The 25,543-nt window shown below is 37.8% G+C and carries 30 protein-coding genes and 1 riboswitch; of the genes, 25 read left to right on the forward strand and 5 right to left on the reverse strand.

Annotated features, from left to right (window positions below):
* Nucleotides 1-103: 103 nt before the first annotated feature.
* From nrdI to EL194_RS05245, 6 genes are all read left to right on the forward strand, one after another.
* Complete coding sequence (nrdI, locus tag EL194_RS05220) at nt 104-472, forward strand: class Ib ribonucleoside-diphosphate reductase assembly flavoprotein NrdI (protein ID WP_003775531.1); 369 nt, start codon at nt 104-106, stop codon at nt 470-472.
* Nucleotides 469-2,583 carry a class 1b ribonucleoside-diphosphate reductase subunit alpha gene (gene nrdE / locus EL194_RS05225; RefSeq protein WP_003775529.1) on the forward strand — a complete coding sequence of 705 codons (2,115 nt, stop codon included), beginning with the start codon at nt 469-471 and terminating at the stop codon, nt 2,581-2,583. Before nrdI ends, nrdE begins: the two co-directional genes overlap by 4 nt.
* A gap of 14 nt (nt 2,584-2,597) precedes the next feature.
* Nucleotides 2,598-3,674, forward strand: coding sequence for a class 1b ribonucleoside-diphosphate reductase subunit beta (gene nrdF, locus EL194_RS05230; protein WP_003775526.1), 1,077 nt, complete (start codon nt 2,598-2,600; stop codon nt 3,672-3,674).
* Nucleotides 3,674-3,928, forward strand: a complete 255-nt coding sequence (locus tag EL194_RS05235) for a glutaredoxin family protein (RefSeq protein ID WP_003775524.1) — start codon at nt 3,674-3,676, stop codon at nt 3,926-3,928. Before nrdF ends, EL194_RS05235 begins: the two co-directional genes overlap by 1 nt.
* A 51-nt stretch (nt 3,929-3,979) precedes the next feature.
* Nucleotides 3,980-4,879 (forward strand): YihY/virulence factor BrkB family protein, encoded by a 900-nt coding sequence (locus EL194_RS05240; RefSeq protein ID WP_003775522.1) that lies wholly within the window; start codon nt 3,980-3,982, stop codon nt 4,877-4,879.
* A 76-nt stretch (nt 4,880-4,955) separates the two neighbouring features.
* Complete coding sequence (locus EL194_RS05245) at nt 4,956-5,771, forward strand: mechanosensitive ion channel family protein (RefSeq protein WP_003775520.1); 816 nt, start codon at nt 4,956-4,958, stop codon at nt 5,769-5,771.
* An 87-nt stretch (nt 5,772-5,858) separates the two neighbouring features.
* Here EL194_RS05245 and ybaK read toward each other — a convergent pair whose 3' ends face one another.
* Entirely contained in the window at nt 5,859-6,335 is a 477-nt protein-coding gene (gene ybaK, locus EL194_RS05250; RefSeq protein WP_003775518.1) for a Cys-tRNA(Pro) deacylase, read from the reverse strand.
* Between the two features lie 76 nt (nt 6,336-6,411).
* A riboswitch (THF riboswitch) is annotated at nt 6,412-6,501 on the forward strand.
* A gap of 39 nt (nt 6,502-6,540) precedes the next feature.
* Between ybaK and EL194_RS05255 the strand changes: the two genes are divergently transcribed.
* From EL194_RS05255 to EL194_RS05340, 18 genes are all read left to right on the forward strand, one after another.
* Entirely contained in the window at nt 6,541-7,047 is a 507-nt protein-coding gene (locus EL194_RS05255) for a folate family ECF transporter S component (protein ID WP_003775516.1), read from the forward strand.
* A gap of 36 nt (nt 7,048-7,083) precedes the next feature.
* Complete coding sequence (locus EL194_RS05260; protein ID WP_003775514.1) at nt 7,084-8,727, forward strand: formate--tetrahydrofolate ligase; 1,644 nt, start codon at nt 7,084-7,086, stop codon at nt 8,725-8,727.
* A 41-nt stretch (nt 8,728-8,768) separates the two neighbouring features.
* On the forward strand, nt 8,769-9,305 hold the full coding sequence (locus tag EL194_RS05265; RefSeq protein ID WP_003775512.1) for a hypothetical protein: 537 nt from the start codon (nt 8,769-8,771) through the stop codon (nt 9,303-9,305).
* A 60-nt stretch (nt 9,306-9,365) separates the two neighbouring features.
* Nucleotides 9,366-11,546, forward strand: coding sequence for a Tex family protein (locus EL194_RS05270; protein WP_003775510.1), 2,181 nt, complete (start codon nt 9,366-9,368; stop codon nt 11,544-11,546).
* 356 nt (nt 11,547-11,902) lie between these two features.
* Complete coding sequence (locus EL194_RS05275) at nt 11,903-12,253, forward strand: hypothetical protein (RefSeq protein WP_013852633.1); 351 nt, start codon at nt 11,903-11,905, stop codon at nt 12,251-12,253.
* Nucleotides 12,240-12,914, forward strand: a complete 675-nt coding sequence (locus EL194_RS05280; protein WP_003775507.1) for a F0F1 ATP synthase subunit A — start codon at nt 12,240-12,242, stop codon at nt 12,912-12,914. Before EL194_RS05275 ends, EL194_RS05280 begins: the two co-directional genes overlap by 14 nt.
* 12 nt (nt 12,915-12,926) lie before the next feature.
* Complete coding sequence (gene atpE / locus EL194_RS05285; protein WP_003775506.1) at nt 12,927-13,169, forward strand: ATP synthase F0 subunit C; 243 nt, start codon at nt 12,927-12,929, stop codon at nt 13,167-13,169.
* Between the two features lie 17 nt (nt 13,170-13,186).
* The gene (locus EL194_RS05290; RefSeq protein ID WP_003775504.1) at nt 13,187-13,699 is read left to right on the forward strand and encodes a F0F1 ATP synthase subunit B family protein; all 513 of its coding nucleotides are present in this window, start codon (nt 13,187-13,189) and stop codon (nt 13,697-13,699) included.
* On the forward strand, nt 13,683-14,216 hold the full coding sequence (atpH, locus tag EL194_RS05295) for an ATP synthase F1 subunit delta (RefSeq protein WP_223246840.1): 534 nt from the start codon (nt 13,683-13,685) through the stop codon (nt 14,214-14,216). The genes EL194_RS05290 and atpH overlap by 17 nt, the downstream gene beginning before the upstream one ends.
* Nucleotides 14,209-15,729: a F0F1 ATP synthase subunit alpha gene (atpA, locus tag EL194_RS05300; protein ID WP_003775500.1), complete on the forward strand. Its 1,521-nt coding sequence runs from the start codon at nt 14,209-14,211 to the stop codon at nt 15,727-15,729. The genes atpH and atpA overlap by 8 nt, the downstream gene beginning before the upstream one ends.
* Nucleotides 15,722-16,504, forward strand: a complete 783-nt coding sequence (locus EL194_RS05305; RefSeq protein WP_003775498.1) for a F0F1 ATP synthase subunit gamma — start codon at nt 15,722-15,724, stop codon at nt 16,502-16,504. The genes atpA and EL194_RS05305 overlap by 8 nt, the downstream gene beginning before the upstream one ends.
* On the forward strand, nt 16,505-17,902 hold the full coding sequence (atpD, locus tag EL194_RS05310) for a F0F1 ATP synthase subunit beta (protein ID WP_003775496.1): 1,398 nt from the start codon (nt 16,505-16,507) through the stop codon (nt 17,900-17,902).
* Nucleotides 17,895-18,293, forward strand: coding sequence for an ATP synthase F1 subunit epsilon (gene atpC / locus EL194_RS05315; RefSeq protein WP_003775494.1), 399 nt, complete (start codon nt 17,895-17,897; stop codon nt 18,291-18,293). The genes atpD and atpC overlap by 8 nt, the downstream gene beginning before the upstream one ends.
* Nucleotides 18,290-19,630 carry a TrkH family potassium uptake protein gene (locus EL194_RS05320; protein WP_003775492.1) on the forward strand — a complete coding sequence of 447 codons (1,341 nt, stop codon included), beginning with the start codon at nt 18,290-18,292 and terminating at the stop codon, nt 19,628-19,630. Before atpC ends, EL194_RS05320 begins: the two co-directional genes overlap by 4 nt.
* 12 nt (nt 19,631-19,642) lie before the next feature.
* Nucleotides 19,643-20,317: a potassium channel family protein gene (locus EL194_RS05325; RefSeq protein ID WP_003775490.1), complete on the forward strand. Its 675-nt coding sequence runs from the start codon at nt 19,643-19,645 to the stop codon at nt 20,315-20,317.
* 113 nt (nt 20,318-20,430) lie between these two features.
* Nucleotides 20,431-20,742: a thioredoxin gene (gene trxA, locus EL194_RS05330; protein ID WP_003775489.1), complete on the forward strand. Its 312-nt coding sequence runs from the start codon at nt 20,431-20,433 to the stop codon at nt 20,740-20,742.
* A 61-nt stretch (nt 20,743-20,803) separates the two neighbouring features.
* Complete coding sequence (locus EL194_RS05335; RefSeq protein WP_013852636.1) at nt 20,804-21,106, forward strand: rhodanese-like domain-containing protein; 303 nt, start codon at nt 20,804-20,806, stop codon at nt 21,104-21,106.
* A complete protein-coding gene (locus EL194_RS05340) occupies nt 21,103-21,351 on the forward strand; it encodes a metal-sensitive transcriptional regulator (RefSeq protein WP_003775485.1) in 249 nt (82 codons plus the stop codon). Before EL194_RS05335 ends, EL194_RS05340 begins: the two co-directional genes overlap by 4 nt.
* 31 nt (nt 21,352-21,382) lie before the next feature.
* Here the strand turns inward: EL194_RS05340 and EL194_RS05345 are convergent, their stop codons facing one another.
* Nucleotides 21,383-21,820, reverse strand: coding sequence for a hypothetical protein (locus EL194_RS05345; protein ID WP_232012985.1), 438 nt, complete (start codon nt 21,818-21,820; stop codon nt 21,383-21,385).
* 213 nt (nt 21,821-22,033) lie between these two features.
* Here EL194_RS05345 and EL194_RS05350 point away from each other — a divergent pair, with 213 nt between their 5' ends.
* Nucleotides 22,034-23,479 (forward strand): beta-galactosidase small subunit-related protein, encoded by a 1,446-nt coding sequence (locus tag EL194_RS05350; protein ID WP_003775481.1) that lies wholly within the window; start codon nt 22,034-22,036, stop codon nt 23,477-23,479.
* A gap of 25 nt (nt 23,480-23,504) precedes the next feature.
* On the opposite strand, the gene EL194_RS05355 is transcribed toward EL194_RS05350, so the two are convergent.
* Genes EL194_RS05355 through EL194_RS05365 form a run of 3 tightly spaced genes read right to left on the reverse strand, consistent with a single transcriptional unit; the run spans nt 23,505 to nt 25,541 of the window.
* Nucleotides 23,505-23,921, reverse strand: coding sequence for a gamma-glutamylcyclotransferase family protein (locus tag EL194_RS05355; protein ID WP_003775478.1), 417 nt, complete (start codon nt 23,919-23,921; stop codon nt 23,505-23,507).
* Nucleotides 23,921-24,562, reverse strand: a complete 642-nt coding sequence (gene pcp / locus EL194_RS05360; RefSeq protein ID WP_003775477.1) for a pyroglutamyl-peptidase I — start codon at nt 24,560-24,562, stop codon at nt 23,921-23,923. Before pcp ends, EL194_RS05355 begins: the two co-directional genes overlap by 1 nt.
* A 25-nt stretch (nt 24,563-24,587) precedes the next feature.
* Nucleotides 24,588-25,541 (reverse strand): DUF979 domain-containing protein, encoded by a 954-nt coding sequence (locus EL194_RS05365; protein ID WP_003775475.1) that lies wholly within the window; start codon nt 25,539-25,541, stop codon nt 24,588-24,590.
* Between the last annotated feature and the right edge of the window lie 2 nt (nt 25,542-25,543).

Here is a 25,543-nt window from a genome sequence, read left to right on the forward strand (position 1 = left end):
TTTCAAGTTTACATTTTGGAATTTCGTTGTAATTTCATGCAATACTCAAGAATTTCCGAGAGGGTTATGTTTAAATGAAATTAGTTCGAAAGGATGTGACGATGTGATTGTAGTTTTTGACAGTTTAACAGGACAATGTCAACGATTTGCGGAAAAACTTGGTGTTCCTTGTATTGATATCTTAGACTATGAACCGATAGATGAAGACATCTTTCTAGTAACCCGATCTTGGGATTTTGGAAAGGTAACGGAAGAGACCAAAGCATTTTTAGAACACGAAGCAGCAAAGGTTATTGGCCTTGCAGTAGGTGGCAATCGCAATTGGGGCACAAACTTCGGTGCAGCAGGCGACAAAATTCATCATGAATATAACATTGAACTTGTTTTAAAGTTTGAAGGATCAGGCTTCACAAAAGATGTGGAACTTGTTCAAACGTGGATAGAATCTTATAAGGGGAGGACAAATAAATGACAGTACAAAATAAATCAAATCAAATTCCAGAATGGGTAATTCTGAATAATCAAATTGTTGATGGTGATGGTAATATTAAAGATCTAAATAAAGACAAAGAGGCGGTACGTTCGTACTTCTTAAACGAAATCAATAAGAAAACTCAGTTTTTTCACTCATTAAAAGAAAAACTCGAATATCTCACAACCAATGATTATTACGAAACAGAATTTTTAGAAAAGTATACGTTTGAACAAATTCAAGCAGTTTATGATATCGCATACGATGCAAAGTTCCGTTTCCCAACATATATGGGAGCATTTAAGTTTTATAATGATTATGCTTTGAAATCGATCGATGCAGAACGTGTGTTTTTAGAACGATATGAAGACCGACTTTCAGTTATCGCACTCTATCACGCAGATGGTGATTTTGAACTCGCGAAAAAATTGATTACATCGTTAATTGCACAAGACTTTACACCAGCGACGCCAACACTTTTAAACACAGGGAAGAAAAAACGTGGTGAATTTGTATCATGTTTCTTACTCGAAGTGGATGACTCGTTAAATGACATTGCGCGTGTTCAAGAGTTTGCAATGCAACTTTCAAAATTAGGTGGTGGTGTTTCAATCAACCTCACTAACTTACGTGCAAAGGGTGAGTCCATTAAAGATATTCCAAATGTTGCGAAAGGTGTTGTTGGGGTAGCGAAGCTTTTGGATAATGCCTTCCGATATGCTGATCAAATGGGCCAACGCCAAGGTGCGGGTGCTGTTTATCTCAACGTATTCCATGCAGATATAGAAGATTTTTTACAAACAAAAAAATTAAATGCTGATGATGATGTACGCGTTAAAACACTTTCAATGGGTGTTGTAATGCCGGATAAAATGATTGAATTAGCGCGCGAAGATAAAGACATGTATGTTTTCTATCCTCATACCGTTTATAAAGAATATGGCATTCCTTTCTCAGATGTTGCGATTAAAATGGATGAATGGTATGACAAATTGGTTGAGAATCCTAATGTGCGTAAACGTAAAATCAATCCGCGTAAATTGTTTGATATGATTGCGCAATTACAAGGGGAATCCGGTTATCCCTACATTATGTATGCAGATAACGTAAATAAAGAAAATCCACTTGCAGATCCAATTAAATTTTCAAATCTATGTACAGAAATCTTACAACCGTCAATTGTTTCCCATTACGGAGATTACCACCGTCGTGATGAAGATGAAATTGGCTTAGACATTTCATGTAATCTTGCAAGCGGTCATATGGGTAATATGATTAAAAACAACTCAATTAAAGAGACTGTATTTGCAGCGATGGAAATTATGAACTCCGTTTCTGAGAAAACAAATATTGCACATGTTCCTGCCGTAGCGCGTGCAAACCGAATTATGCGTAGTGTTGGGTTTGGGGTCATGGGTCACCATGGTTACATTGCGGAAAACTTCATTGCTTACGGAAGTGAGGAAGATATTGATTTAATTGATGTGTTCTTCAGTTTGATTAATTACTACAGTCTTGTTCATTCAATGGAAAAAGCGAAAGAAACGGGAGAAAAATTCTACGGTTTCGAACGCAGTTCTTATGCAGATGGCAGCTATTTCAACGATCGAGGCCAAGTATTACCTAAAACTGAAGTTGTGAAGGGATTACTAGCAGATGTTGAAATCCCAACGGATGAAGACTGGGCACAATTAAAAGAAGATGTGATGGCCTATGGTTTATATAACTCTAACCGTCTTGCGGTTGCACCTAATGGATCCATTGCATATGTGATGAGTGCAACACCTTCCTTAACACCGATTAAGCAAGTTGTGGAAGAACGTACTTATGGAAACTCAAAAACATACTTCCCAATGCCGGCTGCTGATGTTGCAGGGTTTATGTACGAATCGGCATACCAAATGGATAAGTATAAGATCATTGACGTTATTGCAACGGCTCAGAAACATGTTGATCAAGGAATTTCGTTTGAACTGTGCATCACTTCAGATGAAACGACACGAAGTCTTCAACGTTATTATCTTTATGCACATTACCAAGGGATTAAGACGTTGTATTATACACGAACACAAAAACTAAGAATTGATGAATGTGAAAGTTGTGCAGTTTAAGGAGGAGGCAAACGATGATGTTGAAGCAAATTAATGAGATCAAAGCAAATCGTGAATATGATGGTGCGAATTGGAATGAACATGAAGATAATTTTACACAAACGTTTTACGAACAAAATTTAAGTCAGTTTTGGAGACCTGAAGATATCAGTCTTCAGCCAGATCTAAATCTATGGGCAAGCTTGTCTGAAGATGTGAAACTGGCATACGGCCGAAACTTATTAGTACTTACCTTCTTAGATACCTATCAAGGGGATATCGGAATGCCGGTAGTGTCGCGTTCGATTGACCACAAGTATCATCAACGTAAGTCTGTATTGAACTTTATGGCTGCCATGGAAAATGCAGTTCATGCGAAAAGTTATTCAAATATTTTTATGACCTATATGAAAAATGAAGAAATTGATGATCTTTACCGTTGGGGTGAACAAAATAAGAATATGCAAAATATTCTCGCATTAATCATTGGTTATTATGAAAATCTGGACCGTCTTACTTATCGTAAGCAATATGCTGATTTAGGCGAACCCGTGGATGATTTTGAGTTTGATGTAGCACAATGGAAAGCGATGGTTGCAAGTGTATTCTTGGAGTCATGTCTTTTCTATAGTGGTTTCTATTATCCGCTTTATTTCTATGGTCAAGGGAAGTTGATGCAAGCAGGTGAAATTATTAATCTGATTTTACGTGATGAGAGTATCCATGGACTTTACATTGGGAACTTAGCGATGGAATTGTATCGCAAGTTTGATGCGGAAACACAAGCATCACTTTATGAATGGCTTACAACCTATCTTGATGCAATCTATGAGGAAGAAGTAGAGCTGATTGAAGCAATTTACGATCCGGTAGAGTTATCACACGACGTTAAGATCTTTGTTCGTTATAATGCGAATAAAGCAATGATGAATCTTGGTTTTGATGCATACTATGAATATGAAGAAGTAAACCCAGTTGTGCTTAATGGGTTAAATACAGAAACAAAAACTATGGATAATTTCTCCATGAAAGGAAATGGTTATCAGAAAATGAAATCAGAGTCATTACATGATGATGACTTCTTCTTTGATAAAGAAAGGATTGCACGATAATGACAAAAATAATGATGTTAACTCAGGACAATTGTCCTAAATGTATGGCGCTAAAAAATTACTTAGAGTTGGGACTTCGAAATAAATATGCAGAACACATCGAAGTGGTAAAGCGTGAAGACGATCCTGAACGTTTTAAATCAATCGCTCTAGAACACGGTATTATGGCGACACCTGTATTAATTGGTGGTGGCGAGGTACTGGTTGATACCAATCCATCAAAAGTAAACGCATTTTTCGAAAAAATCATTTAGACTGGAATTATTCCAGTCTTTTTGTTACATTGGTATAAGGAGAAGTGGTGCATGAAAAAATTCATTAAAAAAATCCAAACCGTTATGGAAATGATGTCTTCAAACGAGGGGACACTCTTTACATATGCTTTGGCGTATTCAATTATTGTTGGTATTGCACCGTTTATCATTATATCGGTGGTGTTTGTAGGAACGTATGTTTACGACGTATCACAGATTATTCAACTCTTACAACGATATGTACCGGCGGATTTAATTCTGCCTTTTGTGGACTATATTCAAACTTCAGATTTATCGAATTTATGGTTGATTGTTTCATTACTGGGTGTATCAATTTGGGTTGCATCAAAAAGTATCTATTCATTTCTGCTTTTAAGCAGTGAACAAGATGGCGTCAACATCAATCATTTCTTTTTAAGAATTTTAGCCTGTGTCTACTTTATTATGATCGTTTTAGGGATTATGGCATTTGGTATCTTAATCGGCTATGTTCCATTTATCAATAAATTTACGACACCGATCGTCATTACATTTTTCTTTGTTTTCTTCTATCGACTGTTATCGTTCAAATATACACGATTTCGTGATGTAATTTGGGGTTCTGCCATTACTTCAATTGTCTTAATTTTATTAGGGCGATTGTTCTTTGTGTATATAAATCAATACTCGAATTATCAAACTATCTACGGTCCACTCGCATCGATGATGATTCTCTTGATTTCAGGTTGGATTATTGCATGGGTTGTCTTTTTTGGATATTGTATTAATTATGTTGTTCGTGATGATACACTTCCTGTTCAAGGAAAACACCGTCTTATTTCGATTCTTGAAAAGACGAATGAGAAAATTGATGAGCGAGAAGAGAAATTTATTCATGACCATATTGAGCGAAGTCGTGATCAACAATCATTACCGAAAGACGAAGAAAAATCAGAAGAGCTTCAAGATTAAGAAACACTGTGGTGTTTCTTTTTGAATTGTATTAGAAACGAAACCTTGGTAAACTATTTAAAGGGAGTTGAAGTTTATGGAAAATATCATATTATTTTTTGAAAAACCGATTGTTTTACGTTTGATAAGCATTGCATTAACGCTGCTTATTGTGTTTGTGATTGTTCGAGTCATACGTAGAAGTTTAATTAAAATTGAAAATAAAGTACCACTTGGGAAACAACAACGAACTGTATACCCAATCATTTCAAGAACACTGGTGTATGTTGTTTATTTCATTGCGTTTATCATAATTTTAGAAACAATTGGATTGGATACAAAACCGATTCTTGCGGTCACAAGTATTGGAAGTGTTGCGGTAGGGTTTGGTGCGCAACAACTTGTAAAGGATGTCATTAATGGATTCTTTATTCTATCTGAGAATCAATTTAATGTTGGTGATGTGGTTTCGTTGTCAGATGTGACAGGAACGGTTGAAGACATCACATTACGTACGACGCGTTTACGCAATGGCACTGATGGGAAGGTTTATATCATACCCAATGGTGAGATTAAGATGGTTACAAATATGTCGAAAGAGTATATGTTTGCGGTTGTCAATGTACCCGTTCCTTACGATAAAGATCTGGATACTATTTTAGAAGTTTTAAATGATACCGTGAAACACTACCAAAATCCGGGTTCAATCATGCAGGCACCAGTTGTACAGGGTGTTACAGAATATGAGGAAAGCTCATTAAATATACGGATTACATGTAAAACGTATGTGGGTAAGAATTGGGCGGTGGAACGCGATCTGCGACGTGTTATTATCTATGCACTTGAGGCACATGATATTTCACTACCATTTCCAACACGTACTGTTTATGTTGAACAAGATTTATCCAACTAGTTTTCTACACATGCATCAAAAAAGTAAACACGCATTTAAGGTGTTTACTTTTTTTGAATGCATCAATTTTAGTGAATGGTAATGTTATTAATTCTCAACAGCGGTAATGGCACCTGTTTTTGCACCGATGAGTTCAATCAAAGTTTCGGGTTTCATTTCAATTTGTGTGCCGATGCGGCCTCCAGAAAAAATGATGGTATCAAAGAGCAGACAGGTTTCATCGATAATCGTTGGAAATTGTTTTTTCATACCAATCGGAGAACAACCACCGCGTACGTAGCCCGTCAAATCAAAGAGTTCTTTTACATGGAGCAGTTCGAGTTTCTTAACACCCAATCCTTTAGCACATGCTTTAAGATCGATATGATCTGCCACAGGGATTAAAGCTACATAGTAGCTGTGTCCATTGTGTAAGACAATGGTTTTAAAGACCCGTTCGACAGATTCTTGGATTTGTTCAGCAACAGAGATGCCATCAATATTGATGCCATCACTTTGATATTCGCGCATTTGATATACTATTTTCTTTTGATCAAGAATGCGCATTGCGTTCGTTTTTTTCATAGTCAATACACCTCATTTGAGTATATAGTAACATAAGTTGATTTCTTAGGGCAGTCTTGGTATTCTTTATTTATCAAGCAAAGTAAATGACACGCGTTAAGTGCATACAGATGGGAAGTTGCTGTATGACGAAGCGAAAGCGCGGTGTGTTATTGCGTCCGTTGCGAGACCTTTTCTTTTTGCTTGACAAAGAAAAGAGGGATTTATGATGAATACACGAAAACTGACTCATCTTGCGATGTTTGTGGTGCTACAAGTCGTTGTTTCACGATTTTTATCAATACCCACACCCATTGTTAAGATAAGTTTTACGTATGTACCCATGGCGATTGCGGGGTATTTATATGGTTGGTTATTTGGTGGGGTGGCCGCTGCTCTGGCTGATGTCTTAGGAGCGATGCTGTTTCCACAAAGCGGTGCCTATTTTCCAGGGTTTACGCTATCTGCGTTTATTATTGGAGCGATGTATGGATTATTGAAAGATTCAGATTGCAGCTGGTCCGTTATTATTGGGATTGCACTTTTTAATACAATTGTGATTAATTTGTTATTGAATACGTATTGGTTAAGTTTGATTCTTGGTAAGAGTTATCTAGCGATGATACCAATTCGCGTAACGAAATCTTTAGTCATGCTTCCCATTAAGATTTTTGTACTGAAAAAGGTTTTGGATTATATAAAACCTTACAAATCACGATTAACCAAAGCATAGGATTCCTATGCTTTCTTATATTTAAGGAGGAATTTTATGAAAACAGATGTAGAGATATCAGAAATGACGAAAAGAGTACCGGTCCAATCCGTGGCGGATAAACTGGGTGTATCTGCGTCTTTGGTTGAACCTTACGGACAAAGTAAAGCGAAACTGTCACTGGATATTATGGAGCGTCCTGAGAAGGGGAAGTTAATTCTTGTGACTGCCATTAACCCAACACCAGCTGGAGAAGGGAAGACCACGGTAAATATTGGTCTTTCAATGGCTTTAAACCGTTTGGGGGTATCTGCAATCAGTGCCCTACGCGAACCCTCTTTGGGTCCTTGTTTTGGTATGAAAGGCGGTGCAACGGGTGGTGGTTATGCTCAGGTTGTGCCGATGGATGATATTAATCTTCACTTTACAGGAGATTTCCATGCGATTACGTCCGCACACAACCTTCTTGCTGCTTTAGTTGATAACCATATCTATCATGGCAATGAGATGGGCGTTGACCCAAACCGTATTGTTTGGCATCGTGTTATGGATATGAATGATCGTTCCTTACGTGAATTGGAAATCATCGGTAAGCGTGTCTCACATCGAACTTCTTTTGACATTACGGTAGCGTCAGAGATTATGGCGATTTTATGTTTGGCAGAAAATATGGATGACTTGAAACAACGTTTAAGTCGTATTGTCGTGGGTTATACGTTTGATGGAGCTGTTTTAACGGCTCGTGATTTTGATGCGGTGGGTGCAATGTCGTTGCTTCTAAAAGATGCAATGAAACCTAATTTAGTTCAAACAACGGAGAATACACCCGCATTGATTCATGGTGGACCGTTTGCGAATATTGCGCATGGTTGTAATTCAGTGATTGCGACACGAATGGCTCTCAAATTAAGCGACTATGTTGTCACAGAAGCGGGATTTGGGGCTGATCTTGGGGCTGAGAAGTTTTATGATATAAAATGTCGAAGCGCAAATCTAGTCCCAGATGCCACAGTTTTAGTTGCGACAATTCGTGCTCTTAAATATAATGGAGGCGTTGCTCTTTCTGAATTAAGTAGCGAAAATGTCGCAGCGCTAAAGGAAGGGTCAAAAAATTTAATTCAACATTTTGAAAATTTGAAAAAGTTTTCTGATAATGTCGTTATCGCAATTAATCAATTTGAATCGGATACAGACGCAGAAATCGAATACTTAATTCAGCTTGGAGATAAGCTTGGATGTGAAGTGATCTTAACGAGCGTATTTTCTGAAGGTGGAAAAGGTGGTGAAGCCTTGGGACGTGCTGTGATCGAAATGTGTAACAAACCATCTCAATTTAAGCCTCTTTACCCTTTAAGCAGGGATCTTAAACAAGAAATCGAAACGGTAGCGCAAGAAATTTATCGTGCGGATTCCGTATCTTATTCGGATCTTGCTCTTGAGAAACTGAAGGATATTGAAGCACGATACCCTAGTGGACTTCCTATTTGTATTGCGAAAACTCAAACCTCATTCAGTGATGACCCTAAAAAACTCAATGCACCTTCAAACTTTTCTGTTCATGTGCGTGATGTCCGATTAGCAGCGGGTGCGGGCTTTGTAGTTGTGTTACTCGGCAACATTTTAACGATGCCTGGTTTACCAAAGCATCCAAATGCAGTGGATATGGATTATGTTGATGGCAAGGTGACTGGATTGCGTTAAAAGTTGTGATATAATATTTTCATTAATATTTGAGGTGAATTGTGGAACATAAAGAAGTTTATATTGTGTTAAGTGATACAGGGAGTCTTTTAACTCGAATTATCAAGATGGTTACAGGTGCTCCGTATAATCATGTTTCAATATCATTTGATGCTTCGTTGCATACGCTGTATAGTTTTGGTCGGAAACAACCTCACAATCCTTTTTGGGGAGGGTTTGTGAAGGAGAGTTTTTATGAGGGAACGTTTAAGCGATTTAAGAATACACGGTGTTTGGTTCTTAAACTTGATGTTGAATCGGAGACGTATGCACTTTTAAAGGCAAATGTCGGGGTGTTTGTGGAAAATATGGATGCATACCACTATAATTTTGTGGGGCTTGTTGGTGCGGCGTTTAACCGTCGCATCGCGCGTGAAAATGGGTATTATTGCTCAGAGTTTGTCGCGGAGGTTATGGAACAGGCTAATCTTGTGTTTTGGGAAACCCCTAATTATCTTGTGCATCCTTATGATTTCACGAAAGTTGAAGCGTTTGAGGTTGTATATGAAGGCTTACTAGCAGAATTTTCAAAAGCGTGATACACGCTTTTTTATTTTGATTAAGGTGTGTTAAAATAGGGGGAGAAGTGAGGAAATTAAATGGAAAAAAATATAGTTGATTTACTCAAGAAAGAGCTTAAAGAGTACGGTCCGCATCAAATTGATGCGGTTTTAAAATTATTAGCTGATGGTAATACAGTACCTTTTATCGCGCGTTACCGTAAAGAAGTTACGGGAACACTAGATGAAGTACAAATTCGTGAAATTGAAGAGCGTCATCGATATCTTGAATCGTTAGAATCGCGTAAAGAGGAAGTGTTGCGTCTTATTGATGAGCAAGGTAAGTTAACCGACGATTTAGCTTTGGAGATTGGTAAGGCGGCAGTACTCCAAAAAGTTGAAGATTTATACCGTCCTTATAAGCAAAAACGACGTACAAAGGCGACAATTGCAAAGGAAAAAGGCTTGGAGCCACTAGCCGATTACGTTTTATCTTGTCCTTATGATTTCAACCTTGAAACACACGGAACACCGTATCTAAGCGATGAATTTGAGTTAAATACGTTGGAAGAAGTGTACCAAGGCGTGCATGAAATTATTGCGGAACGTGTTGGGGATGAACCTGCATTTCGCGAATGGATTCGTGATTTTTCAATCAAAACCGGTGTTTTAACAACAGCACTTAAAGATGAATCGAAAGATGAACGTCATGTGTATGAGATGTATTATGAATTTACACAACCCGTCAAAAATGCTGCTTCTCACCGTGTTTTAGCGGTGAATCGCGCCGAAAAAGAGGGCGTTATTAAGGTTGATATTGCCGTTGACGAAACCAAAATTATGCGTTATCTAGATCATCAAATCATCGCGAATAAAACCGATTCGCCAACCGTTCAAATGGTTCGAGATGCATACGAAGATAGCTATAAACGGTTTATAAAACCTGCCATAGAACGTGAAGTGCGCAATTTGTTAACCGAAGAAGCAGATAAACAAGCGATTTCAATTTTTGGTGAAAACCTACGGAATTTGTTATTGCAGGCACCGTTAAAGGGCCATACGGTTATGGGATTTGATCCTGCTTATCGTACTGGATGTAAACTGGCAATTGTTGATGAAACTGGTAAAGTTTTAGCGATCGATGTTATCTATCCACACAATCCAGCCCCAGCACAGAAACAACGTGAAGCTGCACAAATTTTTATAAATCTTATAGAAAAATATCACGTTGACATGGTTGCTATTGGTAATGGTACTGCAAGTCGTGAGTCTGAAGTTTTTGTCGCGGAAAACCTTAAGAATGTTAAAACCAAAACGTTCTATCTGATCGTTAATGAAGCCGGTGCATCCGTCTATTCTGCAAGTGATATTGCTCGTAAAGAATTTCCAGATCTTCAAGTTGAACAACGATCTGCGGTAAGTATTGCGCGAAGAATTCAAGATCCATTAGCAGAACTCGTTAAAATTGATCCGAAGTCTGTTGGTGTAGGACAATATCAACATGACGTGAGTCAAAAGAACTTAACAAATCAGTTAGATTTTGTGGTTGAAACAGCAGTTAACCAAGTTGGTGTGGATGTGAATACGGCAAGCCCGCAATTACTCGAACATGTTGCGGGATTAACGAAAACTACAGCGCAAAATATTGTATCGTACCGTGAGGAAAATGGCTCTTTTGATTCGCGTACAAAAATCAAAAAAGTACCACGTTTAGGACCCAAATCATTTGAGCAAGCAATCGGGTTTCTTCGCATTCCTAAAGGAAAAAACATTTTAGATAATACAGGAATTCACCCTGAAACCTACGTCATCACGAAACAACTTTTAAGTGATGAGGGAATTGCACTCAAAGACTTGGGGACGGAAGCGACACGAAAACATTTGGAGTCATTATCAATCAATAAATTATCTGAGAAATACGATTTAGGTAAAGAGACACTCAGTGATATTCTTAAAGCGTTGATTGCTCCAGGACGCGATATGCGTGATGAGATGAGTGGTCCGCTTTTACGTTCTGATGTTTTAACGATGGAGGATTTGAAACTGGGAATGGAACTCAACGGTACCGTTCGTAATGTCGTCGACTTTGGAGCATTTGTAGATATTGGTGTTAAGCAAGATGGACTGGTACATATTTCTAAATTAAGTGATCAGTTTGTTAAGCATCCAACGGATGTCGTTGCGGTTGGTGATGTTGTGAAGGTTTGGGTTGTTGATGTAGATGCAGCAAAACAACGTGTGCAACTTTCAATGATTCCACTTTCGCAAGCGAATAAATAATGTGAAACTGCAGTCATCTGTTTGAGGTGATTGCAGTTTTTTTATTGTTTATCAAGCATACAGTCAATAAACAATAAAAATACAACTTTAAATTGTTAAGTTTGTGTTAAAATTAGGCGTTAAAAAGTTGGTTTTTCTATCCTATTTATATAGGGGCAAATTTAAGCCTTTTATTTCCTTGTTGTTGTACATTCCACGGTGCATTATTCATTGAAAAATAACCTTCAATGTGTTACGATTTACCCGTATTCACAGTGTTGAATGAAGGAGTCGATAACCCGTTATGAATGTCTAACTTTTTTTACAGAAAGTGGATGCGAACAAAACGGGGTTTTTTTGAGATTATGGAGGTGCTTATGGCAAAGAAAATTAAAGTTGGTGTGATTGCGATTGTGGCAATGATTCTGATGTTCTTTGATTGGCGAATGACTCTTGGTTGGCTCATTGGCTGGGCATGTCTATTAACGCTAGGATTTTTCAGAGAAAAATTTTATGCGATTATTCTCGATGAAGATCAGTTTACTGTAGGTAAATATGTACGGTACATCATATTTGTATTTGTAATCTTATGGTTACCACTATTGCTTGCATTTATGTTTCCTAATGCAATTAACCCGTATGCATTAGCTGCATCGTATTTGATTGATCGACTCATATTATTTATGTCGGGATTATTTACAAAGGAGAATAAGCATGGTACAGAGTGAACTCTATTCAGTCTTGATCTTAACAGTTGCTGTCTCCGCCTTGTTTTATGTTATTGGTACTAAACTTAAAGATTTAACGCTTGAGGAACGTCCGAAAGGATTAGCCCTTAAAGCCGTTCTTTATGTTCAAACCATAACTACGTTTACTGTGCAGAACATGGGAGAAAAACATGGGAAGCGCATGGCGGCGTACATTGGGAGTGTGTTTATTTACATTCTCTTAGCAAATATGATGGGTTTAACGGGATTAGAAGCACCGACAAGTAACTATAGTGTTACACTCGTTCTCGCAATTATAACGTTTGTTCTCATCCAAATTGCAAAGATTGACGCGAATGGTGCCAAGGGATATATCAAAGGTTTCTTTGAACCATTCTTCCCGTTTGTAATTCCAAACTTTTTCGGTACTGTTGCACCGCTCATAAGTTTGTCATTACGTTTATTTGGGAACGTATTATCGGGAACGGTCATTATGACATTACTCTATACGTTTACAGCGTGGTTAAGTAGTTTTGTTCCAGTAATTGGTGGATTCAACTTTATGGGTGTTATTGTAGCCCCAGTATTGCATTTATATTTTGATTTATTTTCTGCATTTTTGCAGGCATTTATATTTATATCATTGACATCAATTTTAATTGCTGTCGAGTATTCAGAATAAGGAGGATTTAAAATGGATACAGTTAGTGTTGGAAGAGGGTTAGTAGCGATTGCTGCTGCTTTAGCGGTTATGACAGGGATTTTCTCAACAATTGGACAAGGTTATGCAGCGGCTAAAGCTGTAGAGGCAGTTGGAAAAAATCCAGAAGCAGAAAGTAAAATCCGTGCTATGTTAATTCTTGGTGCTGGTATTGCTGAAACAGCTGCTATTTATGGTATGTTAATTTCATTCTTGTTAATCTTTGTATTTAAGTAAGATATTAGGAGGGTTCTATGACTATCGATATTGCACAAAAGTTAATGCCAAATCTCTTGACGATGGCAGCTCAGCTTGGTGCTACATTCGTAATATATTTGATGTATAAAAAATATTTACACGAACCTGTTCAAGAATACTTAGAAAAACGTTCGGAATTAATTGAGAGCGAAGTAAAAGAAGCAGAAGCACTTAAGCTAGAATCAAAAAAACTTAAAGAAGAACAACGTCATGAGTACGTTGTCGCAATGGAGCGCCTGAAAAAAATTGAGGGTGACATGATGAGTGACGCTGAAGCAAAACGCAAAGATATTATTGCGTCTGCTCAGGTTGAAATCGATCGTCGTGAAGCTGCATTGCAAAAAGAATATGAATTAGAAAAGAAAAAACTCTATACAGAAGTTCAACAGTACATGCTTGAGGTGGCGGTGGATGTAAACCGTAAGGTTTTACAAGACGCTGCACTGAATGATACGAAGATGATGGATGATCTTGCGAAGGAAATGAATGCTTATGATTATAAGCACTAAAGTCTACGCAGAAGCACTTTATCAAGTAGGGGTTGAAACACGTAAACCTCTCGAATTCTATGAAGCGTTACAAACATTTCAAGAATTTTTGAACGATGAAGAATTTAATCGTATTATGGTGGCAACGTTTTTAGATCAGAATGCGTTGACACCAGTATGGAATGAATTGGGAAAAATATTTCCTCAAGAGGTTGTGAAATTTCTTGGCATGATTCAAGATGCGAAACTTATGAGCGATTTTAGTCGTGTTTTACGCGAATATCGTGATTTCCTTGAAGAAGGTAAGCATCTCAATGTTGTTGAAGTTACAAGTCCAAAGGTTTTAACTGAGGATGAAAAAGGCCAATTGATGCATAATTTAAAAACGCGATATGAAGGTGTTTTTGAAGTTGCGTATCATGTTGACGATTCGTTGATTAATGGTCTTGTGGTGCGTGTCAACCATGATATTTATGACACGAGTATTAAAAGTAAGTTAGATCGAATCTTAAACCAGGGAGGATTAGAGAATGAGTAACCAAACTGAAAACATCTTACAGATGTTAAAGGAAAAAATAAGTACTATCGAATTTGATGAAGCCAATGTTGATGTTGGTAAAGTGTTCAAAGTTGGTGATGGTATTGCCTTCGTGCGTGGTTTAGATCAAGTTCTATCTGGTGAGATGCTCCGTTTCAATGATGAAGTATTTGGTTTAGCTCTAAACTTAGAAGAAAACCAAGTAGGGGTTGTACTTTTAGGGAATGACAAACTTGTAAAAGAAGGGGATGTTGTTTACCGTACAAACCATATTATTGAAGTAGGTGTTGGCGATGCCCTTTTAGGACGTGTCGTTAATGCTTTAGGTCAACCAATTGATGGTCAAGGACCAGTTGAGACTGTAGATGTACGTCCAATTGAACGTGTAGCTCCAGGTGTTATGACGCGTAAATCTGTTCATGAACCACTTCATACGGGGATTAAGGTCGTTGACTCAATGATTCCTATTGGAAAAGGTCAACGGGAATTAATCATCGGAGACCGTCAAACAGGTAAAACAAGTATTGCTTTAAATGCTATTTTGAATCAAAAAGGTCAAAACGTTAAGTGTATTTATGTTGCAATTGGACAAAAAGCTTCAACGGTTGCGATGGTTGTTGAAAAACTAAAAGAGCATGATGCACTTGAATATACTGTTGTTGTCTCAAGTACTGCAAGTGAGTTAGCACCGCTGCAATACCTTGCACCTTATACAGGTTGTGCAATTGGTGAACATTGGATGGATAACGGCGAAGATGTTCTAATTGTCTATGATGATTTATCTAAACACGCTGTTGCATACCGAACAATTTCACTGCTATTAAGAAGACCAGCAGGTCGTGAAGCGTATCCTGGAGATGTTTTCTATCTTCATTCACGTTTACTCGAACGTTCTGCAAAGCTGAATGAAAATTACGGGGGCGGATCGATGACTGCGTTACCAATTATTGAAACGCAAGCAGGTGATATTTCAGCCTACATCCCTACAAATGTAATTTCAATTACAGATGGTCAGTTATTCTTAAACTTAGATTCATTCAATAGTGGTGTTCGTCCTGCTGTAGATAGTGGAATGTCTGTATCCCGTGTAGGATCAGCAGCTCAAACTAAAGCAATGAAACATGTAGCATCGTCACTAAAACTAGAACTTGCAACGTATCATGAATTATTGAGTTTTGCTCAATTTAGTTCAGATATTGATGAAGCAACACAAAAAACGATCGACCATGGTCGTCGTTTAACTGAGCTTCTTAAACAAGGTGCGCTTACAAAGACACCGCATGAGTTGATGATTATTAGTATGTTCTTAAACAAATATGGCTATCTTGATCAATTAGAGGTTAAAGAAGTTTTACCGTTTGAGAAACACTTACATGGTCGTTTTGTTCAAACACATACAGATGTTCTTGAACGTATTAAAAAAGACTATGTCTTGGATGATGTATTAATTGAAGACTTAAAAACAATTATTGATGAAGAAATAAGTGATTTTAAGGCGGCGCATCATGCCTAATACTTCAGGTATAAAAAAACGTATAAAATCCATAACTTCAACTCAAAAAATTACTAAGGCAATGAAACTTGTTTCCTTAAGTAAATTACAACGTTATCGTGATCAAATGAGTGAGTTCAAAGATTACTATGAAGCGGTTACTAAAGTTTCAGAACAATTTATTCATTTTGATGAAGCGATTATTGATGACACACCACGACTATATCTTGTTGTCATGCCAGATTTAGGGTTATGTTCTGCATATACCCAAGGTCTAGCACGTAAACTCCTAGAAGTTTACCGCGAAGATGACATGGTCATCAGTCTTGGTGCACAAGCTTACGATTTTTTACAAACTCGAGGTGTAAACATCATTAATCCTGAGGTATCAAGTGAGCGTATTGAACTACACGATATTATCAAAACGATTGATCCGTTTGTATCAACACATCAAATTGTCGCAATCATACCAGAGTATGAAAATGCGATGACTCTTGAATTTAAACTTCATATTTTGAATACCAAATCAAGTGGTCGTCGTGATGATGTCATCTATGAACCAAGCTTTGAAGAAGCATCGGAAATGATGATTAAACAATCACTGATGAGTCTCGTTAAATTTACATATCTAACTTCAAAAGTTAGTGAACATACAACACGTCGGATTGCTATGGAAAAAGCAACTGATAGTGCTCAAGATATGATTGACGATCTTGGCCGCAAGTATAATCGAGTGCGTCAAGAGGCAATCACACAAGAAATATCAGAAATTGTTTCTGGAATGGAGGTTTCTTAGATGAAAGGTCGTATCGTACAAATTGTAGGTCCTGTTGTGGATGTTCGCTTTGAAAAAGAGCATATGCCAAAACTGTACAATGCTTTAAAAGTTAAACATGAATCAATGGATGTCACTCTCGAGGTGTCACAACATATTGGTAATGATTTAGCGCGTTGTATCTCAATGGGTCCAACCGATGGCTTGTCTCGTGGACTCGAAGTTGAGGATACAGGATTTGCGATCAAAGTTCCGGTCGGAAAAGAAATTTTAGGCCGAATGTTTAATGTATTGGGAGAACCAATCGATGAACAAGCGTTTAGCACAGAAGGTGTTGAAATGCATGAAATTCATCGTGAGGCACCACCCTTTAAAGATCAACAAACTACGAATACTGTGTTAGAAACAGGAATCAAAGTTATTGATTTACTCTGTCCGTACCCACAAGGTGGAAAAATTGGTCTCTTTGGTGGAGCGGGTGTTGGTAAAACTGTTCTAATGCAAGAATTAATTCACAATATCGCAATCGAACACAGTGGTCTTTCTGTTGTTGCGGGTGTTGGTGAACGAACTCGTGAAGGGAATGACCTCTATCACGAAATGAAAGATGCGAAAGTTCTTGAAAATACTGTGCTTGTTTACGGTCAAATGAACGAATCGCCTGGAGCACGTATGCGCGTTGCATTATCCGCTTTAACGATGGCTGAAAACTTCCGTGATCAAAACAAACAAGATGTTTTACTTTTCATCGATAATATTTTCCGATTTACTCAAGCAGGTTCAGAAGTATCGGCTTTACTGGGTCGTATGCCTTCTGCTGTTGGTTACCAACCAACACTTGCTACAGAAATGGGTCAATTACAAGAACGCATCACTTCAACAAAATCAGGATCAATTACATCAATTCAAGCGATTTATGTACCAGCGGATGACTTAACAGACCCTGCTGCTGCCATTACTTTTACGCACTTAGATGCGAAAACGGTATTGGATCGTAATATTGCAGCCCTTGGGATTTATCCTGCGGTTGATCCACTTGAATCCAGCAGTAACCTTCTATCTGAAGATGTTGTTGGTGCAGAGCACGTTTATGTTGCCACAGAAGTTCAAAAAATCTTGCAACGTTATAAAGACTTACAAGATATTATTGCAATCTTAGGTATGGACGAATTAAGTGAAGATGATAAGTTAACGGTTAACCGTGCGCGTAGGATCCGTAACTTCTTGTCCCAACCGTTCTTCGTTGCGGAAACGTTCTCCGGTATTCCGGGTTCTTATGTGCCAATTGCTGACACAATCCGTAGCTTTAAAGCGATTTTAGATGGAGAAGTGGATCACTTACCTGAACAAGCATTCTTGTTTGCATCTACAATCGATGACGTTTACCGCAAGGCAGGCGTAACAAAAGAAAATGTTTAATCTAAAAATAGTTACACCAGAGGGAGCATACCGGAGTGTTGATGTGGAATCCATCACTCTCCCAACTTCTGATGGACAACGCACGGTGCTCCAAGAACATATGGCAATTGTTTTGCCAATTGAAATTGGAACAATGTATACAAAATCGAAAGATGGAAAAGAGAATTTTGCGGTTTCAGAAGGCTTGTTTACGTTTGAAAACAATCAAGGAACCCTTTTGGTTGCTACAATCGAGAGCGAAGCAGAAATTGATTTCCATCGAGCTGAACAGGCACGAATTCGTGCTGAAAAGCGTCTGAATGAAAAGAAAGAGTATGAAGATGGGCTTGATTTAAAACGTGCTCAACTTGCTCTTATGCGTTCATTATCGAGGTTGAGGTTGAAAAAATGAAACGTAAATTTAAAAAACTTACAATTCCTCAATATATTGCACTTGGTTTCGCACTAACAATTTTTGTTGGTGCGACCTTGTTGTCTTTGCCAATATCAAGTCAAAGTGGCCATGCAACAAATTTTCTGGATGCATTATTTACAGCGACATCTGCAGTATGTGTGACCGGCCAGGTTACGCTTAATACAGCAGAACATTGGAACTATTTTGGAAAAACGGTAATCATTACTTTAATTGAAATTGGTGGACTTGGGTTCATGTCAATTATCGTGATGTTTTTTGTCTTTATAGGAAAACGTCTAAACTTACGTCAGCGTTTGATTGTTCGTGAAGCCATTAATACGGATAGCCTATCGGATGCGCAGTTCTTAATTCGATATATTATTCGATTTTCACTTACGATTCAAGCAATTGGTGCGGCACTTTTAGCGATTGATTTTATTCCGAGATTTGGTTTATTCAAAGGTATTTATTTCTCTGTATTCCATAGTATATCCGCATTTTGTAATGCTGGATTTGATTTATTTGGAGACAGTTTGGAAGGTTTTACTCGAAATCCACTTGTGATTCTCACAATTGGTGGACTTATAGTCGTGGGTGGCTTAGGGTTTATCGTCTGGCGTGATGTGTTATCGTACCGACGGAATCGTAAATTACTTATGCATACCAAAATTACACTGATAACGACACTTTCAATCTTAGGCGTAAGCTTCTTACTCTTTTGGTTGAGTGAAAGTCGCAATGGAACCTTTGCGGATTTACCATTCCATATGCAACTTATAAATTATCTGTTCATGGCGATTACCCCGCGTACGGCAGGTTATGCGAATGTTAACTATGCGACGGTTTCGTCGATGGGTATTTTTGTTACAATTCTCTTAATGTTTATTGGGGCTTCGGCGGGTTCAACCGGTGGTGGTGTTAAAGTAACAACTGTTGCTACCATTGTACTCTTTGTTCGTGCTAAGTTAAGAGATGAACAAACACACTTTAAGAATCGATCCATCTCTCATGAAAAAGTAGAGAAGGCGCTCTTAATTGTATTTGCTGGGATTATTATGGTCTTACTTGCTTCACTCATACTTCTGATAACAGAAACGATACCTGAGCGTTACGGTATTGAGTATGTGCTGGTAGAAGTATTCTCGTGTTTTGGTACCGTAGGTCTTACAATGGGACTTACACCAAATCTTACTGTGATTGGTAAAATTGTATTAATCGTATTAATGTTTGCTGGACGTATTGGATTATTAACATTCTTCCTCTCGTTTGGTGGCCGTGCAGAAAAGAAAGAACCGTTAATTCGTTACCCGGAAGGGAATGTCTTAATTGGATAAAGGAGCGAAATAATGACAAATAAAACTGTTGCTATCTTAGGGCTTGGATTATTTGGAGCATCGATTGCGAAAACATTAGCGCGACATAAAGTTGATGTTATTGCGATGGATTCGAAAATGGAACGTGTTGAAGAAGTAGCGAATTTAGTGGAGCATGCTGTTCAAGCCGACTTCACCAAACTTGAACAACTCGAAGCTGCGGATGTCGCAAATGCCGATATCGCAATTATTGCGTCGGGAGAACGTTTGGAATCCACAATCCTCGGTGTTCTAAATCTTAAAAAGTTGGGTTGTAAACATGTTATTGTGAAAACAAAAAATATGGATTACTATGAAGTTCTGAAAAAAGTAGGTGCTGATCGTGTCGTGTTACCTGAAGTAGAAATGGGAAAACGACTTGCGAATGAGATTGCGAAACATAGTGTAATTGATGCCTTGAGAATTGATGATCGATACAATATTGTCGAGATTCATGCACTTTCATCATGGTATGGTAGAAGCATTAACGACTTAAACCTTCGTCAAGAGTATGGTTTTAATATTCTTGGGATGAAGTGTGATAATAATCAAGAGTTTCAAATTCTTGTGAGTCCAGAATACAAAGTACGTGAAGGGGATCTCTTCTTTGTACTTGTAGAAGAAAAAGACTTACAACGATTTAATGATCTAGAAGATCACAATGAATAAGAAAGGGACAATCTTTAAAAGATTGTCTTTTTTTGATGCAAATCACTTTACTATTATACCGTAGGGGGTATAATAGAGTCATAAGGTAAATAACCAAAAGGAGTGTAACAATTATGGCATTACATATAACAGATAAAGACTTTAAAGAACAAACCTCAGAGGGACTCGTATTTGTAGATTTCTTCGCTGAATGGTGTGGACCATGTAAAATGCTTGCACCTGTAATTGATGAACTTGCAGAAAAATACGAAGGTAAAATCAAAGTTGCGAAGTTAGACATTGATGAAAACCGTCAAACTGCTACAGAGTTTAACGTTATGAGTATCCCAACAATGATCTTGTTTAAAGATGGAGAACCTGTTGAGAAAATCAGTGGCTTCCAACCAAAACAAGCGCTTGAGAAATACTTAGACAGTAAAATATAATCGTAAAGATATGATATAATGTGGCATACGCCACATTATATTTTTTAGGAAGGGTATGAGTATGTATAAAACTATTATGACCCCAGAATTGGAATCACTGTTAAGTCGTAAAGAAAATTTGAATATTGTTGATGTTCGGGATGTATGGGAGTTTGAAAGTGGCCATATCAAAGGTGCGCTGAATATTCCTCTTGGTGAATTGGAAGACCAGTATAAGAAGCTTTCTAAAGACAAGATGTATCATATCATTTGTCTAACCGGTCATCGTTCTCAAGAAGCGTCACGTTTTCTTTCGAATCAAGGATTTAACGTTGTGAATGTAATGGGCGGTATGTCGATTTATAAGGGAGCGATGTCACAATGACATGTGAAAAACAATTATTAAACCGTTTAAAACGTGCTGAAGGCCAGATACGTGGTGTTACGCGTATGCTTGAAGAAGGCGAGAGCTGTCAAGATGTTTTGGTTCAGTTAACGGCTGTACGATCAAGTGTTGATCGTATTATTAAATTAATAGCAGTAGATAATCTACTTGATTGTGTAGATGAATCCGGTCGTGATCATGAACGTGTTCAAGATGCGATTAATCTCATTGTAAAGTCTCGCTAATGAGACACTATAAACGATAAGTAAAAAGCACCTATGCAGTAGGTGCTTTTATTTTACATGTTGTATTATTGATTTCATAACGTGTCCAGACAAGTCCGAGAAGGATTAGTACTAATGAAAGTAATTTGTACGGAAGTCCGGCTAACGGAAGGGCCATAACCGAGAAGGCAATTCCGATATTTGCGAAGAATGCAATAACACAAGGTGTACATCCATAGGTAAGAATTCCGAATAGAATCGATACAAAGCTGAGATTTGCACCTTTACTTTCGATACCTTTTAGATCCACCATAATTGTATTTAAAACCATTAAGAGACCACTGAGAAGCGCCATTAATAGATTTATAAACACATTGATAATAACGAGATACATACCATATTCAAGTATCATCTCACGGTAACTAAGGTTGAAGGAATCAATCAGCGTATAGATTGCGAGAAAGAAAATCGAAAATAACGCAAGTTTCATCAACGACCTCGATGACTTTAGTTTTTGTAATGCTTCATTAAACATCATTGTCCACCTCTAATTATTACAAACTCATTATACCACAGGGGGTATATAAAAATAGTAATATGCTTTTAATTGCATATGAATCAATTAATATTTGACATCACCACTCTAGGGTGGTATCTTTTTAGAAAGCGCATTCAGATGCATATTTTATAAGGGGGCGAAATCATGAAATGCGATCAAATAGAATTAAAGAGTCAGGAAGATGAACTTCCGTGTAGCTCTGAAAATAAAACAATAAGTATTCCGAAAGTTAAGAGTCATATACTAAGCGGATGTTTTGGTGATGACTTTCGAGCAGATAGGCAAGAAAGTAGGGCTCAAAGACTAAGGAATACAGATTGTGATCGATCGCAAAGGCAAGATTTCGATATACATCTGGAATGTCCAATACAACAGCAATTGGATGAACTTCACGAATGGTGTCAGGGTAAGTTATCGGGTCATTTCTCACCTCGATACCAAGTCTTAACATTTACCCAGTTTAATCCCAAAACAAAAACCATAAGTGTCCGTAATAATTTTAAACACTTAAATACGGAACATGCGGTGTTTCGGTCGTGTGTGCTTAAAGATGGGCACAGAATTTCAGGATCAGAATCATCCGTAACGATCGCTATTAGGGTGGGTGAAATTCAAGAAGTACCTGTAAATACACCAAGTTTTTATGAATTTGATGCAATGTATCACTTGAATCTTTATGTTAAAGATCCTTACACAGATGAGGATGTGTTGTGTCATCAATTGCGTCTTCATCATTTGGTGAAGCAAGAGGTTTCAATGGCTGATGATTATGCTGCCATAGAAGTTGTGGAGTCACAAGAACGATGTGGTGTATACGGCGAATATTTTTCACTGTCTTTTAATAAAAAAACGGGTTTTATGGATTCGTATTGTTTTCATGATGAAATGTTGTTTTGTCGGCCGATGAATCTACTGTGTAATCGTGGACCGATGAATTATGAAGATAACGAACATTGGAATTCATTTACACGTGAGTGGTCGCAGGAAGCCGTTGAATCGACGACACAGCATTTTTCAATTGTAGTTGTAAATGATTCGCGCGTTCGCATTACGATTCGTAGCGTGCTTGCAAATGGTTCCGTAGTGCATACAATTTATAAAGTCTACGCAGATGGACGTGTTTGGGTGCGGCAATCGTTTAAGCCCTCAAACCATTCAGGGCTGTCGATGATCGGATTTAAGATTCCTCTTGAACCGTCATATAACGCGTTTCATTATTTTGGAAAAGGTCCGCATGCGAATTATCAAAATTTAAATGAGGATCTCGGTTTGGCTGTATATGAGGAAGTTATCGAAAAAGAAGTAAGTCCAAAGACGTATAAAAATCATACGCAAATCTTTTGGGCTTCCTTGACGAATTCATTGCAAAAAGGCCTTATGATCAAGTCTGATCGATTACCACTTAATGTTGGGGCGTGTAGAACCGATGATGACTGTGTAGCATGTATTGTGGCAGTTGATGTTGTCGGGTGGTTATCAAAGCACGATCCTCAGTTTTTGGATGTTCATCGTGAATATCATTATGAATTTGAGATGATCCCAGTCACAAAAGGACAAGAGGATGTTTATTACAAGGTTAAGATGATATAAAAAAAACATGCCAATTAGGCATGTTTTATTTTTTTGAGGTTTTAAATGCTCTCCAACTTCCTTCTGGAAGAAGAATTGCTTCATCAAACCGAACATCTTGATCTTTAAGATTATAGAAGTAAACACCCAGTTCTACTGTATCACCATTTTCTTTGGTAATGGTAGAGGGGATGCGTTTATACTCGTCATCATCACGTCCATTAAAACCTTCCATCGCATCAATATCATCAATGATGAGACTTAGGTCTTTGACTGTAATGATTTCACCCCAAACCTTGGTATTGCCTTCTTGTAGAAGTGCAGGATAGCCTTTATAGGGCATATCGTACAATGTTCCAAGAACATAAGCTTTTTCAATTGAAACAACATGTCCATCGACATATTTATCAAAATTAAAGAACCCTTCCATTAAAGATCCATAAACAAACATTTGATTATTCATTAGCTGATTGCGCCACCTTGAATTTTATGATCTTCTTTAACCGTTACGGCTGTAGCAATACATACTTCTAAGCCTTTAGCAATTTGTTCTAAAGTTAAGCTTGGTGCAGTAGGTTTATCCATAACTTGTTGTGTTGCGAAAGGCACATGAATGAAGCCACCGCGAACATTAGGATATTTTTTATCAACTAAATAGAGTAATCCATACATAAGATGATTACATACGAAGGTACCTGCAGTGTTTGAAACACTTGCGGGAATAGAAGCTTGCTTCATATTCTCAACCATTGCTTTGATTGGTAATGTAGCGAAATAGGCTGCTTTACCATCTTCAAAGATTGTTTCATCAATCGGTTGATTGCCTTCGTTGTCTTTAATACGAGCATCATCTTGGTTGATCGCTACACGTTCAGGCGTAACCCCAAAACGATTTCCAGCTTGACCAACACAGATGACAATGTCAGGTTGATGTTTAGCCATCGCTTCATCTAATACCTCAACCGATTTGTTGAAGACGGTTGGAACTTCGAGTTTAAGTACTTCGGCCCCTTCGATTGTATCAGGGAGTAATTTAACTGCTTCATAAGCAGGATTCATTTTTTCCCCACCAAATGGATCAAAACCTGTAATTAAAACTTTCATAGATACGTCCTCCTTCAATAATTTTTTAGAAAGCTAAGAAATACATCAAGAAGATATGGATTACGAGCATAATAAGAGCCATAGGTGCTTGATATTTAATAATAGAATATTGTGACTTTGTTTCAAGTAATGCAGCTGGAACGATATTAAAGTTCGCAGCCATTGGTGTTAATAAGGTACCACAGAATCCAGCAGTCATTGCAAGCGCACCTGCAATCAGTGGGTTAGCACCTTGTGCAAACACAAATGGAATCCCAATTCCAATTGTAATAACGGTAAATGCCGCAAAAGCATTCCCCATAATAATAGTAAAGATGGCCATACCAACACAGTAAGCAACAACACCTGCAAAGATGTTTCCATTAGGAATAAAGCTACCAAGTAGTGTCGCAATCAAACTACCAACTCCGGCTGTTGTAAAGACAACACCTAGGGCTGAAAGCAATTGCGGTAAGATACTGAATGAACCCATTGTACGCATAAGACGTGTTGCGTCATTCATGACACCTTTAGGTTTTGTTTTTGTAATAATAAAGGTTGCGATTAATCCACATGCTGCAGACAATCCAATTGCAATATACCCAAGAACACCAGCACTAACACCTGGCGCAACTTTTGGTAATACAAAGGAGAATAAGAATGCTCCGATTGCAATAAATACAGATGGAATAAAGATTTTAAATCCGATTCGATCTGATTGTTCATCACGGAAATCTTGAGAAATTTGTTCAATATCTCCAATGTTAACGGTCTTCATAAATGAAAGGACTCCAAGTGCTAAGACAAGTAACCCGTTAATTTTATTAGGAATGTATTTTCCTAACATAAACAATACGGCTAAAATAATCCAAAATGATGCGGCACCGTATTTACGGTTATCATCAATATTGCGGTATGCTGAAACTGCAGTTGCGATAAAAATACAACCAACAACCATATACCACATTTCTAAGAATAATTCCCAAAAATTAGCTGTCATAA

It is taken from the genome of Erysipelothrix rhusiopathiae (assembly GCF_900637845.1).
Taxonomy (GTDB): Bacteria; Bacillota_I; Bacilli_A; order Erysipelotrichales; family Erysipelotrichaceae; genus Erysipelothrix; species Erysipelothrix rhusiopathiae.